This window comes from Mesorhizobium sp. WSM1343, from assembly GCF_055901535.1.
In genome coordinates this window covers 5,077,902-5,096,292 of record NZ_CM148370.1, presented here as the reverse complement: position 1 = coordinate 5,096,292, position 18,391 = coordinate 5,077,902, and the positions used below count along the sequence as shown (strand labels likewise).

The 18,391-nt window shown below is 62.4% G+C and carries 15 protein-coding genes and 1 tRNA gene; 6 read left to right on the top strand and 10 right to left on the bottom strand.

Features of this window, described 5'->3' with window-relative positions; translation table 11 throughout:
- The first annotated feature begins 107 nt into the window (after nucleotides 1–107).
- The 4 genes from AC0NIL_RS25040 (at nucleotide 108) to AC0NIL_RS25025 (ending at nucleotide 5,572) form a co-directional block, all read left to right on the top strand.
- A complete protein-coding gene (locus AC0NIL_RS25040; protein WP_013532692.1) occupies nucleotides 108–1,700 on the top strand; it encodes a peptide ABC transporter substrate-binding protein in 1,593 nt (530 codons plus the stop codon).
- A gap of 164 nt (nucleotides 1,701–1,864) precedes the next feature.
- The gene (locus tag AC0NIL_RS25035; protein ID WP_013532691.1) at nucleotides 1,865–2,788 is read left to right on the top strand and encodes an ABC transporter permease subunit; all 924 of its coding nucleotides are present in this window, start codon (nucleotides 1,865–1,867) and stop codon (nucleotides 2,786–2,788) included.
- Nucleotides 2,781–3,905 carry an ABC transporter permease gene (locus AC0NIL_RS25030; protein WP_013532690.1) on the top strand — a complete coding sequence of 375 codons (1,125 nt, stop codon included), beginning with the start codon at nucleotides 2,781–2,783 and terminating at the stop codon, nucleotides 3,903–3,905. The genes AC0NIL_RS25035 and AC0NIL_RS25030 overlap by 8 nt, the downstream gene beginning before the upstream one ends.
- Nucleotides 3,906–3,952: 47 nt before the next feature.
- Nucleotides 3,953–5,572: an ABC transporter ATP-binding protein gene (locus AC0NIL_RS25025; protein ID WP_473572675.1), complete on the top strand. Its 1,620-nt coding sequence runs from the start codon at nucleotides 3,953–3,955 to the stop codon at nucleotides 5,570–5,572.
- A 33-nt stretch (nucleotides 5,573–5,605) separates the two neighbouring features.
- Here the strand turns inward: AC0NIL_RS25025 and AC0NIL_RS25020 are convergent, their stop codons facing one another.
- From AC0NIL_RS25020 to AC0NIL_RS25000, 5 genes are all read right to left on the bottom strand, one after another.
- Nucleotides 5,606–5,950 carry a hypothetical protein gene (locus tag AC0NIL_RS25020; protein WP_064995176.1) on the bottom strand — a complete coding sequence of 115 codons (345 nt, stop codon included), beginning with the start codon at nucleotides 5,948–5,950 and terminating at the stop codon, nucleotides 5,606–5,608.
- Nucleotides 5,951–6,172: 222 nt separating this feature from the next.
- Nucleotides 6,173–6,613, bottom strand: a complete 441-nt coding sequence (locus AC0NIL_RS25015; RefSeq protein ID WP_473572674.1) for a hypothetical protein — start codon at nucleotides 6,611–6,613, stop codon at nucleotides 6,173–6,175.
- A 6-nt stretch (nucleotides 6,614–6,619) separates the two neighbouring features.
- On the bottom strand, nucleotides 6,620–6,835 hold the full coding sequence (locus tag AC0NIL_RS25010) for a hypothetical protein (protein WP_024503705.1): 216 nt from the start codon (nucleotides 6,833–6,835) through the stop codon (nucleotides 6,620–6,622).
- A gap of 207 nt (nucleotides 6,836–7,042) precedes the next feature.
- On the bottom strand, nucleotides 7,043–7,333 hold the full coding sequence (locus tag AC0NIL_RS25005; protein ID WP_024503706.1) for a hypothetical protein: 291 nt from the start codon (nucleotides 7,331–7,333) through the stop codon (nucleotides 7,043–7,045).
- Nucleotides 7,334–7,870: 537 nt separating this feature from the next.
- Nucleotides 7,871–7,947, bottom strand: a tRNA-Pro gene (locus tag AC0NIL_RS25000).
- 201 nt (nucleotides 7,948–8,148) lie between these two features.
- Here AC0NIL_RS25000 and AC0NIL_RS24995 point away from each other — a divergent pair.
- Nucleotides 8,149–9,669, top strand: coding sequence for a phosphomannomutase/phosphoglucomutase (locus AC0NIL_RS24995; protein WP_224674112.1), 1,521 nt, complete (start codon nucleotides 8,149–8,151; stop codon nucleotides 9,667–9,669).
- An 11-nt stretch (nucleotides 9,670–9,680) separates the two neighbouring features.
- Nucleotides 9,681–11,921, top strand: coding sequence for a mannose-1-phosphate guanylyltransferase/mannose-6-phosphate isomerase (locus AC0NIL_RS24990; RefSeq protein ID WP_275953689.1), 2,241 nt, complete (start codon nucleotides 9,681–9,683; stop codon nucleotides 11,919–11,921).
- 9 nt (nucleotides 11,922–11,930) lie between these two features.
- Here the strand turns inward: AC0NIL_RS24990 and betB are convergent, their stop codons facing one another.
- The 5 genes from betB to betI are packed head-to-tail and all read right to left on the bottom strand — an operon-like array spanning nucleotide 11,931 to nucleotide 18,214.
- Complete coding sequence (gene betB / locus AC0NIL_RS24985; RefSeq protein WP_275953688.1) at nucleotides 11,931–13,394, bottom strand: betaine-aldehyde dehydrogenase; 1,464 nt, start codon at nucleotides 13,392–13,394, stop codon at nucleotides 11,931–11,933.
- Between the two features lie 57 nt (nucleotides 13,395–13,451).
- Nucleotides 13,452–15,104, bottom strand: coding sequence for a choline dehydrogenase (betA, locus tag AC0NIL_RS24980; protein ID WP_275953687.1), 1,653 nt, complete (start codon nucleotides 15,102–15,104; stop codon nucleotides 13,452–13,454).
- The gene (locus tag AC0NIL_RS24975) at nucleotides 15,097–16,098 is read right to left on the bottom strand and encodes a threonine/serine dehydratase (protein WP_473573892.1); all 1,002 of its coding nucleotides are present in this window, start codon (nucleotides 16,096–16,098) and stop codon (nucleotides 15,097–15,099) included. The genes betA and AC0NIL_RS24975 overlap by 8 nt, the downstream gene beginning before the upstream one ends.
- Entirely contained in the window at nucleotides 16,098–17,621 is a 1,524-nt protein-coding gene (gene betC / locus AC0NIL_RS24970) for a choline-sulfatase (RefSeq protein ID WP_473573891.1), read from the bottom strand. Before betC ends, AC0NIL_RS24975 begins: the two co-directional genes overlap by 1 nt.
- Nucleotides 17,622–17,623: 2 nt before the next feature.
- A complete protein-coding gene (betI, locus tag AC0NIL_RS24965) occupies nucleotides 17,624–18,214 on the bottom strand; it encodes a choline-binding transcriptional repressor BetI (protein ID WP_013532678.1) in 591 nt (196 codons plus the stop codon).
- Between the last annotated feature and the right edge of the window lie 177 nt (nucleotides 18,215–18,391).

The following is an 18,391-nucleotide window of genomic DNA, read 5'->3' as shown; positions in this document are numbered from 1 at the left end:
CGAGCCGCAGGACGGGACCAGCGGCGCGCTCAAAGGGGTCAGATATCGGCTCCAGGGCGTCAACACTTAATAGGCGCGCCAACGGCGGCGCCGACAGGGAGAACTTCATGCTGAAAAACATGCTGAAGGCGACTGTGTTCGCCACGACGATGACGCTGGCCGCCGGGACGTTCTACACGCAGGCCTTTGCCGAGACCGTCTATAACAGGGGCACCGCCGCTGAATCGGAGTCGGTCGATCCGCACAAGACCTCGACGGTTTACGAAGCCAATGTCCTGCGCGACCTGTTCCAGGGCTTGGTCATGCAGGACCAGAAGGCCAATCTCATTCCTGGTGCCGCCGAGAGCTGGACGGTTTCGGACGACGGAACCGTCTATACGTTCAAGCTGCGCAAGGACGGCATGTGGTCGGATGGCAGCCCGGTTACGGCGGACGATTTCGTCTATGCCTTCCACCGGCTGGAGGATCCGGCGACCGGCGCCGAATACGCCTCGATGCTCTATCCGGTAAAGGGTGCGGAGGACGTCAACACCAAGAAGGGCAAGCCTGAGGACATGGGCGTCAAGGCGATTGACGCAAATACCCTGGAGGTCACGCTGAAGGCGCCGACGCCCTACTTCCTGGAGATGCTGACCCACCAGGCGACCTATCCGGTGAGCAAGGCCTCCATCGAAAAGCTCGGCGCCGATTGGATCAAGCCCGGCAATCTCGTTTCGAACGGCGCCTATACGCTGGCCGAATGGGTTCCCAACGATCATATGAAGCTGGTCAAGAACCCGAAATTCTGGGATGCGGCGACCGTCAAGTTCGACGTCGTCAACTACATCCCGACCGAGGACCGCTCTTCGGCGATGAAGCGCTTCGAGGCAGGCGAACTGGACAGCTACGACGACCTTCCGACTGAACAGCTCGCCGATCTCAAGACCAAGTTTGGCGACCAGATCCACGTCGGACCGTATCTCGGCACCTATTATTATGCGATCAAGACCGACAAGGCGCCGTGGGATAATGTAGAGCTGCGCAATGCCATCTCGATGGCGATCGACCGCGACTTCCTCGCCGAAAAAGTCTGGCAGAACTCGATGCTGCCCGGCTATTCAATGGTGCCTCCCGGCATCGAAGGCTACACGCCGGCAATGGCCAAATATGCGGACATGCCGCAGATCGACCGCGAGGATGCGGCCAAGAAGATCCTCGAGAAACTCGGCTATACGCCCGAAAAGCCGCTGAAGATGGAAATCCGCTATAACACGTCGGAAAACCACAAGAACACTGCGGTGGCGATCCAGGAACAGCTGAAGCCGCTTGGCGTCGACGTCACGCTGCTCAACACCGACACCAAGACCCACTACTCCTTCCTCGAGCAGAAGGGCAACTATGATCTGGCACGTGCCGCCTGGATCGCCGACTACAAGGATCCGGAAACCTTCCTCGGCATCTCGCGCAAAGCCAGCGGCAACAATTATTCGGACTACAACAGCCCGGCCTATGAAGCGGCCATGGACAAGGCGGCCGCCGCCGGCGGCAACCCCGAACAGCGCATGAAGGAACTGGCCGACGCCGAACGTATCCTGGTCGACGACGTCGGCCAGATACCGCTCCTCTATTACAGCTACCACGATATCGTCTCCTCGAAGCTGCATGGCTTCGTCGACAACGTGATGGACGTGCATCCGTCGCGCTTCGTCAGCAAGGACTAACCCTGGCCAAGCCACCGCGCCCTCCAGGCGCGGTGGCGATGGTTTGCCATCGCATCGGCCCGGGTACCGGAATTCGATTTCGGCAAATGTCGGTGCGAAGATTTGAAAGCTGGAGCGCGGCCGTCCAACTGGACGCGCGCGGCTCTGGATCAAGCGGGGCACCGATGCTGCGATACGTATTACGGCGGCTTCTGACCGCCATTCCAACGCTGTTCGTCATCGTGACAATGGCGTTTTTCCTGATGCGCGTCGCGCCGGGCGGTCCTTTCAACCAGGAGCGGGGGCTCAGTCCCGAGATCAGGGCCAATCTCGAAGCCCAGTTCGGCCTCAACGACCCGCTCTGGCTGCAATTCGTCCACTATCTCGGCAATCTGTTGCGCGGCAATTTCGGCCCGAGCTACAACATGCCGGATTTCACCGTCACCGAACTGTTCGCCAAGGGGCTGCCGATTTCGGTTCAGCTCGGCGCCTCGGCGCTCGTCCTGGCGCTGCTGCTCGGTTCCGTGCTCGGCACCATTGCGGCGCTCAATCAGAACAAGCTTGGCGACTATACGGTGATCGCGCTGGCGACGGCCGGCAGCACCATCCCAACCTTCGTCATCGCGCCGGTGATCCAACTCCTGTTCGGGCTGACCTGGAGGCTGCTGCCGATCGGTGGGTGGGGCGATGGCGCTTTCATCAACAAGGTCGGTCCGGTGCTGACGCTCGCCCTGCCGCAGATCGCCATCGTCGCCCGGCTGATGCGTGGCTCGATGATCGAATCCTTGCGGTCCCACCACATCCGCACGGCGCGCGCGCTGGGCCTGTCCGACTGGTCGGTGGTGGTCAAGCATGCGTTGCGCGGCGCCATCCTGCCGATCGTCTCCTTCACCGGTCCGGCGGCGGCGGCACTGCTGACCGGCTCGGTCATCGTCGAGACGATCTTCTCCATCCCAGGCGTCGGCCGCTATTTCGTCGATGCCGCGCTCAATCGTGACTACACGCTGGTGATGGGAACGGTGGTGGTGATCGCCATCTTTACCATTGTCTTCAACCTGATCGTCGACGTCATGTACGCGGTCGTCGATCCGAGGGTGCGCTATGACTGACATCGCGGCCACAGTCGCCCCCACCGTCATCGGCCGTTCGCTCTGGGGGGATGCCTGGGCGCGGCTCAAGGCCAATCGCGCCGCCATGTTCAGCCTGTACTACCTTGCCCTGATCGGTGTCGTCAGCGTGTTCGGGCCGTGGTTCGTGCCGCATCAATACACCACCATCTATGCCGACTATGTGCGCATGCCGCCAAGCCTGTCAGCCTATCCGAAGGCCGACATGATCGAGACGGCGCTCACCGAAGCGATCAAGCGCATGCGGGTCGACATCAAGGAATGGCGGCAGGAAGGCAACCAGGTCTTCGTCACCGTCAAGTCGACCAGGCCGATCGACGATCGCAACATCCGCTATCTTGACCGATCCGATGCCTTTGACGACACCAAGATCGAGAGCAAGTCGCCGGACGGTCTCGAAGTGACGATGAGCGCCTCGATCAAGCAGCAATATTTCCTGTTCGGCACCGACAACACCGGACGGGACCTGTTGTCGCGCACGCTGATGGCCGGGCGTATATCGCTGGCCATCGGCCTGCTCGCGGGCGTCGTGGCGGTGGTCATCGGCGTGGTCTACGGGGCCGCTGCCGGTTTTGCCGGAGGCAAGGTCGACGAGGTGATGATGCGCATCGTCGACGTGCTCTATTCCTTGCCCTTCATCTTCTTCGTCATCATGCTGGTGGTGTTCTTCGGCCGCAACTTCGTGCTGATGTTCCTGGCCGTCGGCGCCGTGCTGTGGCTCGACATGGCGCGCATCGTGCGCGGCCAGGCACTGTCGATCCGCCGCCAGGAATATGTCCAGGCGGCGGAAGCCATGGGCGTCGGCCAGCGCGGCATCCTGCTGCGCCACGTCATCCCCAACCTGCTCGGCCCGGTGGTCATCTACATGACGCTGCTGGTGCCGCAGGTGATCATACTGGAAAGCTTCCTATCGTTTCTCGGCCTCGGCGTGCAGGAGCCGATGACCAGCTGGGGCGTTCTGATCTCGGTCGGCGCCAAGAACATCGGCACCGCCAACTGGCTGCTCCTGTTCCCCGCCTTCTTCCTCGTCTCGACGCTGTTTGCGCTGAACTTCGTCGGCGACGGCCTGCGCGACGCACTCGACCCGAGGGATCGCTAAGATGGGGATCGCTAAGATGGGGATCGATAAAGAGGGAAACCGCTGAGATGGCTGCTTCCGAAACGATCCTCAGCGTCAAGGATTTGCGTGTCCGCTTCCGCACGCTCGACGGCGCCGTCGAGGCGGTCAAGGGCATAAACATCCATGTCAAATCGGGCGAGACCGTTGCCGTGGTCGGCGAATCCGGCTCCGGCAAAAGCCAGACGATGATGGCGGCGATGAGCCTGCTGGCGTCGAATGGCGAAGCGACAGGCAGCGTCGACTATCGTGGCCGCAATCTTCTAACGCTCAGCAAATCCGAGCTCAACAAGGTCCGTGGCCGCAAGATCAGCATGATCTTCCAGGAGCCGATGACTTCGCTCGATCCGCTCTATTCAATCGGCAACCAGTTGATCGAACCGATCCGCCGGCATCGGGGCCTGAATGTCGCCGAGGCACGTGAAGAAGCGCTCAAACTGCTGCGGCTGGTGCATATTCCCGATCCCGAGCGGCGGATGAAATCCTATCCGCACGAAATGTCGGGTGGCCAGCGCCAGCGTGTGATGATCGCGATGGCGCTCGCCAACGACCCTGACATATTGATCGCCGACGAGCCGACGACGGCGCTCGATGTGACCATACAGGCGCAGATCCTGATGCTTCTGGCCGAATTGCAGCGCAAGCTCGGCATGGCGATCGTCTTCATCACCCACGATCTTGGCATCGTCCGCCGCTTTGCCGATCGGGTCTATGTCATGCGCCAGGGCGAGGTTGTCGAGGAGGGGGAGGCGGAGACCATCTTCGTCAACCCACAGCATGCCTACACGAAAATGCTGCTGGCGGCCGAGCCGACCGGCAGCAAGGCGCCGCCGCCCGCCAACGCCCCAGTGCTGCTCGAAGGCAGGAATGTCGAAGTGACGTTCAGGATCGGCGGCGGGTTTCTTGCTGGCGAACCGCTGATGCTGCGTGCAGTCGATCACATCTCGATCCGGCTGCAGCGCAACCAGACCATCGGCATCGTTGGTGAATCCGGCTCGGGCAAATCGACTCTTGGCCGCGCCTTGCTGCGGCTGTTGCCGAGTGACGGGCTCATCCGTTTCGGCGATCGCGACATTTCCCAAGCCGACCGGCAGGCGATGCGGCCGCTGCGGCGCCAGATGCAGCTCGTCTTCCAGGACCCGTTCGGCTCGTTGTCGCCGCGCATGACTGTCGGCCAGGTCATCACCGAAGGACTTCTGGTGCATGAGCCTGACCTTTCGGGCAAGCAGCGTGATCAACGCGCGGTCGAGGCATTGCGCGAGGTCGGCCTCGACCCCAACGCCCGCAACCGCTACCCGCACGAATTCTCCGGCGGTCAGCGGCAGCGCATCGCCATTGCCCGCGCCATGATCCTGAAGCCCAGGCTGGTGGTATTGGATGAGCCGACTTCGGCGCTCGATCGCTCTGTGCAGAAACAGATCGTCGAACTGCTGCGCAAGCTGCAGGCGGACCACGAATTGTCCTATCTCTTCATCAGCCACGATCTGTCGGTCGTGCGCGCCATGGCCGACTACATCATCGTCATGAAACAGGGCAAGATCGTCGAGGAAGGGCCGACCGAGGCGATCTTCAGCAATCCGCAGCACGCCTACACACAGACGCTGATGGCCGCCGCGATCGACGTGACGCGATTTCGCCTGAGCGCCTGAACCGGGCTCTGCACCGAGGCGTTGGCTGTCCGCTCAATTCGCGGACCTCTGGCACTTGCGCGCTCGCACGGCGGCAATGGCATCCTGTTGCTGCTTAAGCCGGTCGATCCTGGCTGTTTCACGGTTGGCTACCGCGGTCTTCACGCGTGAGCCGCCGAGCAGCCAGCGTGGAACATTGGTGTTGGTGACCTTGCCGCGCGTGATTGCCGTTTGCGAGATGTCACGGGCGACGTCTCCCATCGCGCTGTTAAGGTCGGTGCACGTCATTGAATCGTATTTCGCCGGATCGACGGTTCTGCCGAGCGATGAACAGCCAGCGACGAGAACCAGCGTCATCACAAGAATCAAGGGCGGGGCTGTGGTTGAATTCAAATTCATGTCGCACTCGGCCCGCCGTTTCACTCATTCCATCAGGTCCATCGACCCTAGAGCCGACGGGCCTTTTCGTCAAAATATGCGGCCGCGAAGGAACCTGCCACAGGGTTCGGCCATGCGGCCGACGGCAGGGACATCCCCAGTCTGAATTGCTATTTGCCGAGTGTGGAGTTCAATCGCTGGCGAACGGAGAGTGCCGGTTCCGGCGACGTCGAGGCGGCTTTCCTAAGCTGCTTCGGCCACCCACGTCGACGGGGGACCGCCGAGCACTGTCTGAGCGATCTCGGCGTCATTTTCATCGACATGCGCCGTCACCAGGACGACCCCCTCGGCCACGTCCTCATCATCCGCCTTCATGGCGCGCAGGGCGAATGTTCCAAACAGACCGCCGGCAACGCCGCCACAGACCGCGCCAGCCACCGCTGTTGGCAATACGCTCGCAGCAACAGGATTGATGCCAACTGCCGCAACGGCGCTCAGACATGCCAACCCGCCGGCAGCAGCGCCCAGTACCGATCCCAAAGCGGAAACCCAAACAGATCCTGCCCCGTCATTGTAAGGCCCGATGATCGCGATCTGTACGCGAGGAATTCCGGCCGCCACCAGGTCGCTAGCGACCCGCGTCGCATCGGCGTGGGAATCAAAAAGTCTGCTAATCGTCGGCATGGTCGCTTAACGCTTCGGGCTGTTCAGCAGCGTGTCGGTGAGGAATGACGCGGCAATCAGGTCGTCAACCTCGATTCGGCCCTCGCCGCCCTCCATGATGGCCGCGACCTTCTGGAAGGTCTTCATCTCGTCTTCGGTAATCTGGGCTTGCTGCATCCTGGCCTTGATCTCTGTTACTCGCGTGCTCAGGGCATCGGATCGTTTGGTCTCACGGTTCGACATGCTGCTGCTCTTGGTTTCATCGATCATTTTTGCCCGCCACCCCGAATTTGGGGCAAGCGCATGCGTTTCCAACCTGGACTTCGGTCGGGCAGGGGTCAGACCTAAGTCTGGCTAGGGGCAATTGTCTTGCCGACGGTGCTGCCAAAAGCATGATCAAAGGGCCTCTCGTGGCCCGATTCCTTCAAGAATCGGGCCGGAGATCTGTGGTCAGTACCCGTCGTTCTCGATCACCACGGGATGGTGCCGATGGTGGTGGCGATGGGTGGAGACGGAACCTGTCACGACAACGGTATCGCGGTGATGATGCCGGCGCCCATGGTCGTAGAACGCCACAGTACCATGGCGGCGGTGGTGCAAGCGCTGACCGTCTTCGTTGATGATCTTGACGCTGCCGTGATGTCGATGATGGGTTCTAACAACCACATCGGCTTCGGCTGCCGAAGCCACGACGGGCAGTCCAATGGAAAGCGCCAACGCGCACATGATCATTGTTTTCATTGCAATTTCTCCGTTTTCTTAATTAGCCCTTCATTGGATTAACTGCCCCTGATCGCTTTGGTTCCGGTGGTCCGGCATCGGCCCGAACGTTCACTGTCACCGCCGGATCTCGTCAACGACGGAACATTAGACGTGCCTGATGGTTTTATTTCTCGCAGCCGGGATCACGATTTGGTGTCTGCTGCGGATCAGTCGGCAAAGACTGGTCGGCCCGCGTTCTCCGCCAGAGGCGCGGGCTTCCCCCAGGCAACAGGAGAGAGATCATGAACAATATCATTTGGCTCGTTGGAGCTGTGGTCATCGTGATAGCGATCTTGAGCTTTTTTGGCCTCCGCTAGCCGGACGCGCGTACCAGTTGAGATGTTTTCCGGAATCTGTCCGCGAGCGCACGCATGAAGGCATAAAGCGGCCGGTTGACCGTCTGGTTGCTGTTCAGTGCAACAGGCATCGCTGTCGGCCGGCGGGGAGACGCGAGTAATCTCGCTTGAGGGGCAGGTGGAGCGCCGAAGTCGGGATGCGCTAACTCTTTGTTTTTTCTGGTCGGAGTGGCAGGATTTGAACCTGCGACCCCCTCGTCCCGAACGAGGTGCGCTACCAGGCTGCGCTACACTCCGTGACCAGACCGCGGGCTTATAGCCGCCACACTTCGTTCCTGCAAGCGGCATGGCAGCACTTCTGTCGCATTTCATCGGCTTTCGTCGAGCATAGCCCGAAAGGCTCGGATTCCCTCCTGGGATAAACGCGGCTTAAAGCCTTCTGTGCTAAGCCGCAGTCCTCGACAACTCGTAATTTCCGCCACTCGGAGTTTTCCAGTCTTGTCCTTCAGCATCGTTGGCGACGCCCGGCCCAACAGTTTCGAGTTCGAAACCGAAGCGCTGATCAAGCCATCCGGCTTTCGAGAATATGATGCGCGCTGGTGGTTTGGCCATCCCGGCTCCGCGCAACTGCCGGAGCTCAATCTGATTGGCGTCCAGGCGCTCGGAATGGGGCTTGGCACGCTGATCCGCCGTGTCGGTGCCGGTCCCGATATCGTCACCGGGCACGATTTCCGCTCCTATTCGCTTGGCATCAAGCTGGCGCTGGTGTCCGGTTTGATGGCTGCAGGCGCTCGGGTGAGGGACATCGGACTGGCGTTGTCGCCGATGGCCTATTTCGCCCAGTTCGCACTGGACGTGCCTTCGGTCGCTATGGTCACCGCCTCGCACAACGAGAATGGCTGGACCGGCGTCAAGATGGGTGCGGCGCGGCCGCTGACTTTCGGGCCGGAAGAGATGAGCGCGCTGAAGCAGATTGTACTGGCCGGCGATTTCGATCTCGTCGGCGGCGGCTCCTACGATTTCGTTCGCGATTTTCGCGCTACTTATCTCGACGATCTGACCAAGGACAAGCGCATCACCCGAAAGCTGAAAGTGGTCGCCGCCTGCGGCAACGGCACCGCCGGCGCCTTCGCGCCGCAAGCGCTGCAGCGCATCGGCTGCGAGGTCATCCCGCTCGATGTCGAACTCGACCACACCTTTCCGCGCTACAATCCCAATCCCGAGGATATGCAGATGCTGCATGCCATCAGGGACAAGGTGCTTGAGACTGGAGCCGATGTCGGCCTTGGCTTCGACGGTGACGGCGACCGCTGCGGCGTCGTCGACAATGAGGGCAATGAGATTTTTGCCGACAAGGTCGGTGTGATGCTGGCGCGCGATATCTCCAGCCAGCATCCGGGCTCGACCTTCGTCGTCGACGTCAAGTCGACCGGCCTGTTCAACACGGACAGCGTGCTGCGCGCCAACAGCGCCGTCACTGACTACTGGAAGACCGGCCACTCCTACATCAAGCGCCGCGTCGCCGAGCTTGGCGCCGTCGCCGGTTTCGAAAAGTCGGGCCATTTCTTCTTCAACCCGCCAGTCGGGCGGGGTTATGACGATGGGCTGGTCACCGCCATCGCCATCTGCCAGATGCTGGACCGCAGCCCCGGCAGTTCGATGGCCGATCTCTACCGCGCGCTGCCGCTGACCTTCGGCACGCCGACCATGTCGTCGCACTGCGCGGACGATGTGAAGTATGGCGTTGTCGAGCGGGTGGTTGCCGACTTTCAGGCCATGAAGCGGGATGGAACGGTTTTTGCGGGCCAGAAGATCGCCGACCTCATCACCGTCAACGGTGCGCGCGTTGTCGCCGAAGACGGCACCTGGGGACTGGTGCGCGCCTCGTCGAACAAGCCGGAACTGGTCGTGGTCGTCGAAAGCCCGGTGTCGTCGCAGCGTCGACGGGAGATGTTCGAGGCTGTCGACACCGTGCTGCGCCGCAGCCCCGAGGTGGGCGCCTACAACCAGACCTTTTGAATGGTGGTCGAATGACCGAGCGGATTGTCAGTTTTGTCATGAGCGGCGGCGTCGGCTCGCGGTTGTGGCCGCTGTCGCGCGAGGACAATCCCAAGCAGTTCCACGATCTGTCCGGCGACGGCTCGATGCTGGCCAAGACCTTGCGCCGGCTGACGGCCCGGCCGGAAGGCGAAACGCCGATCTTCCTGATTGCCGCGGAGCGCCATGCCGACCGCGTTCACGCCGATCTTGCCGGCCTCGACCTCGCCGGCGGCGGGCCGCTGTTCGAGCCGACCGGGCGCAACACAGCCGCCGCCGTCGCACTGGCGACACTGCGCACAATGTCCGAGTTCGGCGACAGCCTGGTGCTGGTGGTGCCGTCGGACCATGAGATATCGACCCCGCGCCAGTTCTGGCAGAGCGTCGAAGCCGGCACCGAGGCAGCGCGTAGCGGCCGGCTGGTGGTGTTCGGCATCAGGCCGACACAGCCCGAGACCGGCTACGGCTATATCGAGGTTGCGGCCGAAAGCGGCGGCATCTTCGACGTGTCGCGCTTCGTCGAAAAGCCGGATCTTGCGACTGCGCAAAGCTATCTCAAGGCCGGAAATTTCTACTGGAACACCGGTATCTTCCTTTTTCGCGCCAGCGCCATGCGTGATGCCTTCATAGCGTTCCAGCCGGATATCTGGCAGGCCACCAAAGCAGCCTACAAGGCAGCGACATCGGATTTGTCCGGCCTTTACATGCCGCTAGAACTCTACGCCGCCATTCCGTCGAACTCGATCGACTACGCCATCATGGAGCGGGCAAAAGACATCGCGATGGTGCCGGCCGGCTTCCGCTGGAACGATCTCGGCTCATGGCAGTCGCTGCTCGATGTCGGCCCCGCCGACGACCGGGGCAATGTCATCATCGGCGATGTCGTCTCCATCGATTGCGAGAATTCCTACATTCGCAGTGACGGCCGCCTGCTGTCGGCGATCGGCATGAAGGACATCGCCATCGTTTCGACATCGGATGCCACCTTCGTCGCTCCGGTCAGCCACAGCCAGCACGTCAAGAAGATCGTCGAGCAGCTCGAAAAATCGGGTCGCCTGGAAACCAGGTTCACGCCGGCGCATGACCGCGTCATCGAAAGCGGCGCCTGGCGGCGGCGCGTGCATCACTGGCTGTTTCAGGAGACCTTGCCGCTGTGGTCGACATCGGGCGTCGACGAACGCCATGGCGGCTTTCACGAAGCGCTTGGCCTGGACGCTTCGCCGTTGATGAAGCCCAAGCGCATGCGCACCATGGCAAGGCAGGTCTATGCCTTCGCCGTCGCCCGGGCGCGCGGCTGGGACGGTCCGGCCGACCGGCTGATCAGCCACGGCATCGCCTTCATGGCCGGCAAGGGCCGCACCGACAAGGGCGGCTGGGTTCGGACGCTGAATGTCGACGGTTCGGTTGCCGACGCCACCGAGGATGCCTACGATCATTCCTGCGTGCTCCTGGCACTGGCGCATGCGCATATGTCTGGCAATCCCGACGCTTTGCGCCTCGGCGAGGAAACCTTCGCCTTTCTAGATGCGCATCTCGAAGACAGCCGCATGACCGGCTTCCTTGAGACATCGGACGGCAAAGGCGAGCGCCGCTCCAACCCGCATATGCACCTGCTCGAGGCCTTCCTGGCCTGGCACCAGGCGACCGGCGAGCGCGCCCATCTGCGCCGCGCAGCGCGTATCATCGACCTCTTCCGCAGTCATTTCTTCGATCCGGAAAGCTGGACGCTTGGCGAGTATTTCGATGCCGAATGGAAACCATCCGCCGGCGAGAAAGGCTCGTGGACCGAGCCTGGCCACCATTTCGAATGGGCCTCTTTGCTGGTCGATTTCGCCGGGCGCAGCGGCCAGGCCGAGTTGAGCGGCTTTGCCAGGAAACTCTACGCCTCGGCCATCGCCAATGGCCTCAACCGCGCCACCGGCCTTGCCTATGGCGCCGTCTCGCGACAGGGCCTGCCGCTCGACCTGATATCGCGCAGCTGGCCGCAGGCCGAAGCGGTGAAGGCGGCGATCGCGCTGGATGGTTCGGGCGGGCCCGATCTCAAGCCCGAGATCGAAGCGCGTGTCGGCCGGTTGTTCCGCTGGCACATCGACCCGGCGCCGCTCGGACTGTGGATCGACCGCATCGATGAACGCGGCCGCTCGCTGGCATCGGACGTTCCGGCCAGCATCTTCTATCATCTGGTCTGTGCGCTGACGCAATATCTGGACAGCACGGCCGACCTGAAGGCGTAGAGGGCTGGATCAGTACGGGCTCGCCACGTCACCCGTCTCGACATAGATCGACTTCAGCTGCGAATAGAGCGCCAGTGCGGCCAGTGAATTCTCACGCCCGATGCCTGACTGTTTGAAGCCGCCGAACGGGATTTCCACCGGCGTCAGATTATACGCGTTGATCCAGCAGGTGCCGGCCTGCAGTTCGGCGATGACGCGGTGGGCGCGCGGCAGGTCGCGCGTGAAGACGCCGGCAGCGAGGCCGAATTCGGTGTCGTTGGCGCGGTCGATCACCTCGTCCTCACCGTCGAATTTCAACACGCTCATCACTGGTCCGAAAATTTCTTCACGGGCGATGCGCATGCCATCGGTCACGCCGGTGAACACCGTCGGCTCGACGAAGAAGCCGCCCTGAAAGCCCTGCAGCGAAGGCACATTGCCGCCGCAAGCAAGCGTCGCTCCATCCTGCTTGCCGATCTCGATATAGCCGACCACCTTGTCGTGCTGCGCCTTGGAGACCAGCGGTCCCATCTGGGTTTCGGGATCGAGCGGGTCGCCGATGCGGATTTTCTTGGTCCGCTCTATCAGACGGTCGACAAAGCGGTCGTGGATGCCGCTCTGCACGAAGACGCGCGTGCCGTTGGAGCAGATCTGTCCGGTCGAATAGAAATTGCCGAGCATGGCGCCGCCAATGGCGTTCTCGATGTCGGCATCGTCGAACACGATCAGCGGCGACTTGCCCCCGAGTTCCATCGTCGCGTGCTTCATCTTCGAGCCGGCAAGCGACAGCACCTTGCGGCCGGTCGGCACCGAACCGGTCACCGAGACCTTGGCGACGACATCGTGGCCGACAAGCCCGGCGCCGACATCGCCATAGCCCTGCACAACGTTGAACAAGCCGTCGGGTAGCCCCGCTTCGCTGTAGATCTCGGCCAGTGCCAGCGCCGACAGCGGCGTGTTTTCCGACGGCTTGAACACCATGGCATTGCCCATGGCGAGCGCCGGTGCCGATTTCCAGCCGGCGATCTGGATCGGGTAGTTCCATGCGCCGATGCCGACACAGACGCCGAGCGCTTCGCGCCTTGTGTAGGCGAAGGGTCCGCCGAGATCGACCGACTCGCCGTTGTAGGCGGCAACGGCACCGCCGAAATATTCAAGGCAGTCCGCAGCCGAGGGCGCATCCGCCACCAACGTTTCCTGGATCGCCTTGCCGGTATCCAGCGTCTCGATGCGAGCGAGGTCGGCGTTGCGGGCGCGCAATATGTCGGCAGCGCGGCGCAGGATGCGCCCGCGCTCGACCGGCTTCAGCCGCGCCCAGGCGGGCTGCGCCGCTCGTGCTGCCTCGACGGCGAGTTCCAGCACGTTCGGCGTTGCCGAACGCAGCATGGCGATGGTCTCGCCGGTTGCCGGATAGATGACCGGCAGCGGGGCGCCGCCTTCGTCCTCGATGTAGCGTCCGTTGACATAGTGCGATGCCGTGGGCTGAGCGCGCATGGAAGTCTCCAGATTGTCTTTCGCGGCATGCGGATCGTGCAGTCACACGATCATGCTCTATCTGTCCGACGCCTGCCAGCGCGGATTGATCCATGGTTCCTGGTTGGACGGCGCCAGCGGCGTGCGGCCAAGGATGTGATCGGATGCCTTCTCGCCGGTCATGATCGACGGCGCATTGAGATTGCCGTTGGTGACGCGCGGGAAGATCGAGGAATCGGCGACCCGCAATCCTTCGACGCCGATGACCCGGCACTCCGGATCGACGACGCTCATCATGTCGTCGGCGCGGCCCATCTTGCAGGTGCCGCAAGGATGGTAGGCGCTCTCCGCGTGATCCCTGATGAAGATGTCGAGATCGTCGTCCGATTGCACGTGGCTGCCCGGCGATATCTCCTTGCCCCGATAGGGATCGAACGCCGACTGGCCGAAGATCTCGCGCGTCAGCCGGATGCAGTGGCGGAACTCCGCCCAGTCGTCCGGATGCGACATGTAGTTGAAGTGGATCATCGGTTTCGATTTCGGGTCCGGCGAGCGCAGCGTCACCGACCCCCGCGACTTCGAGCGCATCGGTCCGACATGCGCCTGGAAACCGTGCGACTTGGCCGCCGCCTTGCCGTCATAGCGGACTGCCGCGGGGATGAAATGGTACTGGATGTCGGGGTAGTCGACGCCGGCACGCGATCGCACGAAGGCCGCCGCTTCGAAATGGTTGGTGGCGCCTAGCCCGTTCTTGAGGAACAGCCACTGCGCCCCGATGAGCGCTTTCGAGAACGGATTCAGCACCGAATTGAGCGTGATCGGCAGCAATGATTCCTGCTGGATGTAGAGCTCCATATGGTCCTGCAGGTTGCGGCCGACGCCGGGCCTGTCGGCCACCACCGGAATGCCGTTTTCGCGCAGATGCTCGGCCGGACCGATGCCGGACAGCATCAGGATCTTGGGCGAATTGATCGACGATGCGGCGACGATTACCTCACGTCGCGCCTTAACGACCTGAATCTGTTTGTGAGCTTCGATCTCGACGCCGATGGCGCGCTGATTCTCGATGATCACCCGCCGCGCAAAGCCCTTGACCAGACTGACGTTTTTGCGCTTCAGCGCCGGCTTCAGATAGGCCGATGCCGCCGACCAGCGGCGGCCGCCGCTGATGGTCTGCTCCATCGGCCCAAAACCTTCCTGCTTGGAACCGTTATAGTCCTCCGTCAGTTCGAACCCGGCCTGGCGGCCAGCCTCGACGAAGGCACCATAGAGCGGATTTTTACGCGAGCCGCGCTGCACATGCAGCGGGCCGCCGTGCCCGCGCCAGCCATCTTCGCCGCCATCCGAATCCTCCATGCGCTTGAAATAGGGGAGCACGTCGGCGAAGCCCCAGCCGGCCGCACCCTCTTCGGCCCAATGGTCGAAGTCGCGGGCGTGGCCGCGCACATAGACCATGCCGTTGATCGAGGACGAGCCGCCGATAACCTTGCCGCGCGGTGTCGCCAGCACACGGCCGCCGAGATGCGGCTCCGGCTCGCTGGCAAAGCCCCAGTCGTAGAGGCTCATGTTGAGAGGGATCGACAGCGCCGACGGCATCTGGATCAGCGGCCCGATATCGCTGCCGCCGAATTCAATGACGATGACCGAATGCTTGCCGTCTTCCGACAGGCGATAGGCCATGGCCGAGCCGGCCGAGCCGGAGCCGATGATGACGAAATCCGCTTCAAGCATGGTTCATATGCGCCATGAAATCGGCGAGCGAGACATTGCCGCCGGTAGCCACAACAAGGACGGTCTTGTCCTTCACATCCACCTTGCCGCCGAGCAATGCCGCGATCGACGCCGCCCCCGACGGTTCGAGCACCAGCTTCATGCGCTCGAAGGCGATCCGCATCGCGCGCCGCACCGATTGGTCGTCGACGGTGATGCCGTGAACACCCGCCGTCTTGACCGCGGCAAACGGAGCATCGCCCGGCCGTCGTGACATCAAACCGTCGCAGATCGATTTCGGCCCGATCGGCATCGTCTCGATGCTGCCATGCGCCAGCGACGAGCCCATGCCATTGAAACCTTCCGGCTCGACGCCGATGATCTCTGTGGCGGGCGACAGATAATGGAAGGCGAGCGAAACGCCCCCGATCAACCCACCGCCACCGACCGAGCAGAACAAGAGGTCGGCGCTGGCACCTTTGGCTTCGAGTTGGTCAAGCGCTTCGAGGCCGGCGCCCGCCTGGCCGGCGACGATCTCCGGATCGTCGAATGGATGCAGCAGCGCCAGGCCCTCTGTCTCGGCGATCTCGCGCGCCTTGGCGGCGGCGACTTCCTCCCGCGCGCGCTCGCCATGGTCGGTCAGCACGACGCGGGCGCCATAGCCCGCCGTGGCATCACGCTTGGCGGCCGGTGCGTCGATCGGCATGACGATGGTGACGGGAATGCCAAGCGCCTGGCCGGCAGCCGCCAGCCCTTGCGCGAAATTGCCGGAGGAGTAGGCGACGACGCCCTTCTTCGCTTCGTCAACTGAAAGCTGCTTCAGGCGCCAATAGGCGCCGCGCACCTTGAATGAGCCGGCCCATTGCAGCGATTCCGGCTTGATGAAGACGCGGGCGGCGCCGGTCTCGCGGGCTAGTGCCGTCGATTCCAGCAGCGGCGTGATCTGCGTCGCCCTGGAGGTGACGGCATAGGCCTGCTTGAGATGGTCAAGGGAGGGGACGAGAAGGTCTGACATCATTCGCCTCGCGGATACCGTTTGCTCTCTTCGAGATTGTCGAGGTTCATGTGATTGCGCATGTAACGCTCGGACGCCTTTTGCAGGGGTTGGAAATCCCAGGGGTAATAGGCGCCGTTGCGCAGCGCCGGATAGACGACCCAGCGGCGCGCCTGGCTTTCGCGGACAGCGGCGTCGAAGCCGGCCATGTCCCAGCGCGCCTGGACCTTGTCCATGAATGCCGCCACCAAGCCGGCATTGGCGGGGTCGTCGGCCAGATTGTTTCGCTCGAGCGGATCGGCTTCGAGATCGAACAGTTGCGGCGGATCGAGCTCGCAGTGGACGAATTTGTATCTGCCGTCGCGGATCGCCACCAACGGCGCGTTGGACCCTTCGGCCGCATACTCCATCAACACCGGTGCGGTGCGCTCGATGCCCTCGGTGAGCGGCAGCAGCGACTGGCCATCGGTCCACGGCGCGATCGCAGCGATGTCGATGCCGGCGAGATCGCAAAGCGTCGGCGCCAAATCGAGATTGGAGACCGGCGCCTCGATCAGCCCGGCAGGAATGTCCTTGCCGGCGATCATCAGCGGCACCCGCGCCGAACCCTCGAAGAAGCTCATCTTGAACCACAGGCCGCGCTCGCCGAGCATGTCGCCGTGATCCGAGCAGAACAGGATGATTGTGTCGTCCGCCATGCGTGTACGCTCGAGAACGTCGAGGATCTCGCCAAGCTTGTCGTCGACATAGGAGATGTTGGCGAAATAGCCCTGCCGCGAACGACGCACCTGCTCCGGTGTGATCTCGAAAGAGGGGTAGTCACTGGCGTGGTACAGCCGCCGGGAATGCGTATCCTGCTGGTCATACGCGATGAACCCGGTTTCCGGGTCCAGCGCCTGGCAATGCTCATAGAGATCCCAATACTGCTTGCGCGCGACATAGGGATCGTGCGGATGCGACAGCGAGACAGTGAGGCACCAAGGCCGATGGTTCGCATCGTCCTGTTCGCGCGAAAGCTGATAGAGCTTCTGCGTGGCCAGGAACACGACCTCGTCGTCATACTCCATCTGGTTGGTGATCTCGGCGACGCCTGCACCGGTCACCGAGCCCAGATTGTGATACCACCAGTCGATACGCTCGCCGGGCTTGCGGTAATCCGGCGTCCAGCCGAAATCGGCTGGATAAATGTCGGTCGTCAGCCGCTCCTCGAAACCATGCAACTGGTCCGGCCCAACGAAATGCATCTTGCCCGACAGGCAGGTGTAGTAGCCGGCGGCGCGCAAATGATGGGCAAAGGTCGGGATCGACGAGGCGAATTCGGCGGCATTATCATAGACGCCGGTGCGCGACGGCAATTGCCCGCTCATGAACGAGGCACGGCCCGGCGCGCAGAGCGGCGAGGCCGTGTAGTTGTTGGCAAAGCGCGCCGAACGCGCGGCCAACGCTTTCAGATGCGGTGTATGCAGAAACTCCGCCGGTCCGTCCGGAAACAGGGTTCCGTTGAGCTGGTCGACCATGACGATCAGGAAATTGGTTCGCTTCATTGTCACTGTTTGCGCCGCTCGCCAAGTTTGGTTTCGAGATAGTCCTCGACCAGCGCGATCGCGGTCGCGGCATCGGGCACGCCGTCTTTCAGCGCCCGCCTGATGTAGAGCCCGTCGATCATCGCCGCGGTCGCTTCGGCGGCGCGGTCGGCTTCGGCTCTGGGCAAGATCCCGGTCAGCCCGCTCATCAGGTTCGAGTGCAGCCGCCGCGCGTAGACCTTGAGCAGCCGGCGCAAGGCCGATGATTTCTGCGCCTCGACATAGAAGGCGAGCCAGGCGGCGATGGTTTCCGGCTGGAACTGGATGTCGGAGAAATTGACAGCGACCACCGCCGAGACCCTTTCGCGCGCGCTATTGGCCGAGCCAAGGGCGCGCAACGTATCGGCTGTAAGCTCCGCCAGTATGTGCCGCATCGTCGCCAAGAGCAGCTCGTCCTTGGCGCCAAAATAATGATGGGCAAGGGCTGACGACACGCCGGCGCGTCCGGCGATCTCGGACATGGTCACGTCGAGCGAACCGCGCTCGCCGATCGCCGAGATCGTCGCGTCGATCAGCGCCTTGCGGCGCAGCGGTTCCATTCCGATTTTCGGCATCTCGCCATGATCCTTTGAGAAAACAGGATTATTTTTTATTGACGCGTCAATCAACAAAAAAATCGGCCCCGATCTCGGCTGTACCAAGCGATTGTAGGCCTCCAGCCCTTCACGAAACCGGCACGATTGTTTATCTTTGAACAATAGATGCGAAATGCGCCGTGAGCCGACATGCCA

What these genes read in the sequence shown, in the direction of transcription:
- betB (WP_275953688.1), bottom strand. Translation starts at nt 13,394, where the DNA reads ATGCGCGCTCAGCCCACGGCATCGCACTATGTCAACGGACGCTACATC.
- AC0NIL_RS25040 (WP_013532692.1), top strand. Translation starts at nt 108, where the DNA reads ATGCTGAAAAACATGCTGAAGGCGACTGTGTTCGCCACGACGATGACG.
- AC0NIL_RS25035 (WP_013532691.1), top strand. Translation starts at nt 1,865, where the DNA reads ATGCTGCGATACGTATTACGGCGGCTTCTGACCGCCATTCCAACGCTG.
- AC0NIL_RS25005 (WP_024503706.1), bottom strand. Translation starts at nt 7,333, where the DNA reads ATGAAAACAATGATCATGTGCGCGTTGGCGCTTTCCATTGGACTGCCC.
- AC0NIL_RS24990 (WP_275953689.1), top strand. Translation starts at nt 9,681, where the DNA reads ATGACCGAGCGGATTGTCAGTTTTGTCATGAGCGGCGGCGTCGGCTCG.
- AC0NIL_RS25030 (WP_013532690.1), top strand. Translation starts at nt 2,781, where the DNA reads ATGACTGACATCGCGGCCACAGTCGCCCCCACCGTCATCGGCCGTTCG.
- betA (WP_275953687.1), bottom strand. Translation starts at nt 15,104, where the DNA reads ATGCTTGAAGCGGATTTCGTCATCATCGGCTCCGGCTCGGCCGGCTCG.
- betI (WP_013532678.1), bottom strand. Translation starts at nt 18,214, where the DNA reads ATGCCGAAAATCGGAATGGAACCGCTGCGCCGCAAGGCGCTGATCGAC.
- betC (WP_473573891.1), bottom strand. Translation starts at nt 17,621, where the DNA reads ATGAAGCGAACCAATTTCCTGATCGTCATGGTCGACCAGCTCAACGGA.
- AC0NIL_RS24975 (WP_473573892.1), bottom strand. Translation starts at nt 16,098, where the DNA reads ATGTCAGACCTTCTCGTCCCCTCCCTTGACCATCTCAAGCAGGCCTAT.
- AC0NIL_RS25015 (WP_473572674.1), bottom strand. Translation starts at nt 6,613, where the DNA reads ATGCCGACGATTAGCAGACTTTTTGATTCCCACGCCGATGCGACGCGG.
- AC0NIL_RS25025 (WP_473572675.1), top strand. Translation starts at nt 3,953, where the DNA reads ATGGCTGCTTCCGAAACGATCCTCAGCGTCAAGGATTTGCGTGTCCGC.
- AC0NIL_RS25020 (WP_064995176.1), bottom strand. Translation starts at nt 5,950, where the DNA reads ATGAATTTGAATTCAACCACAGCCCCGCCCTTGATTCTTGTGATGACG.
- AC0NIL_RS25010 (WP_024503705.1), bottom strand. Translation starts at nt 6,835, where the DNA reads ATGTCGAACCGTGAGACCAAACGATCCGATGCCCTGAGCACGCGAGTA.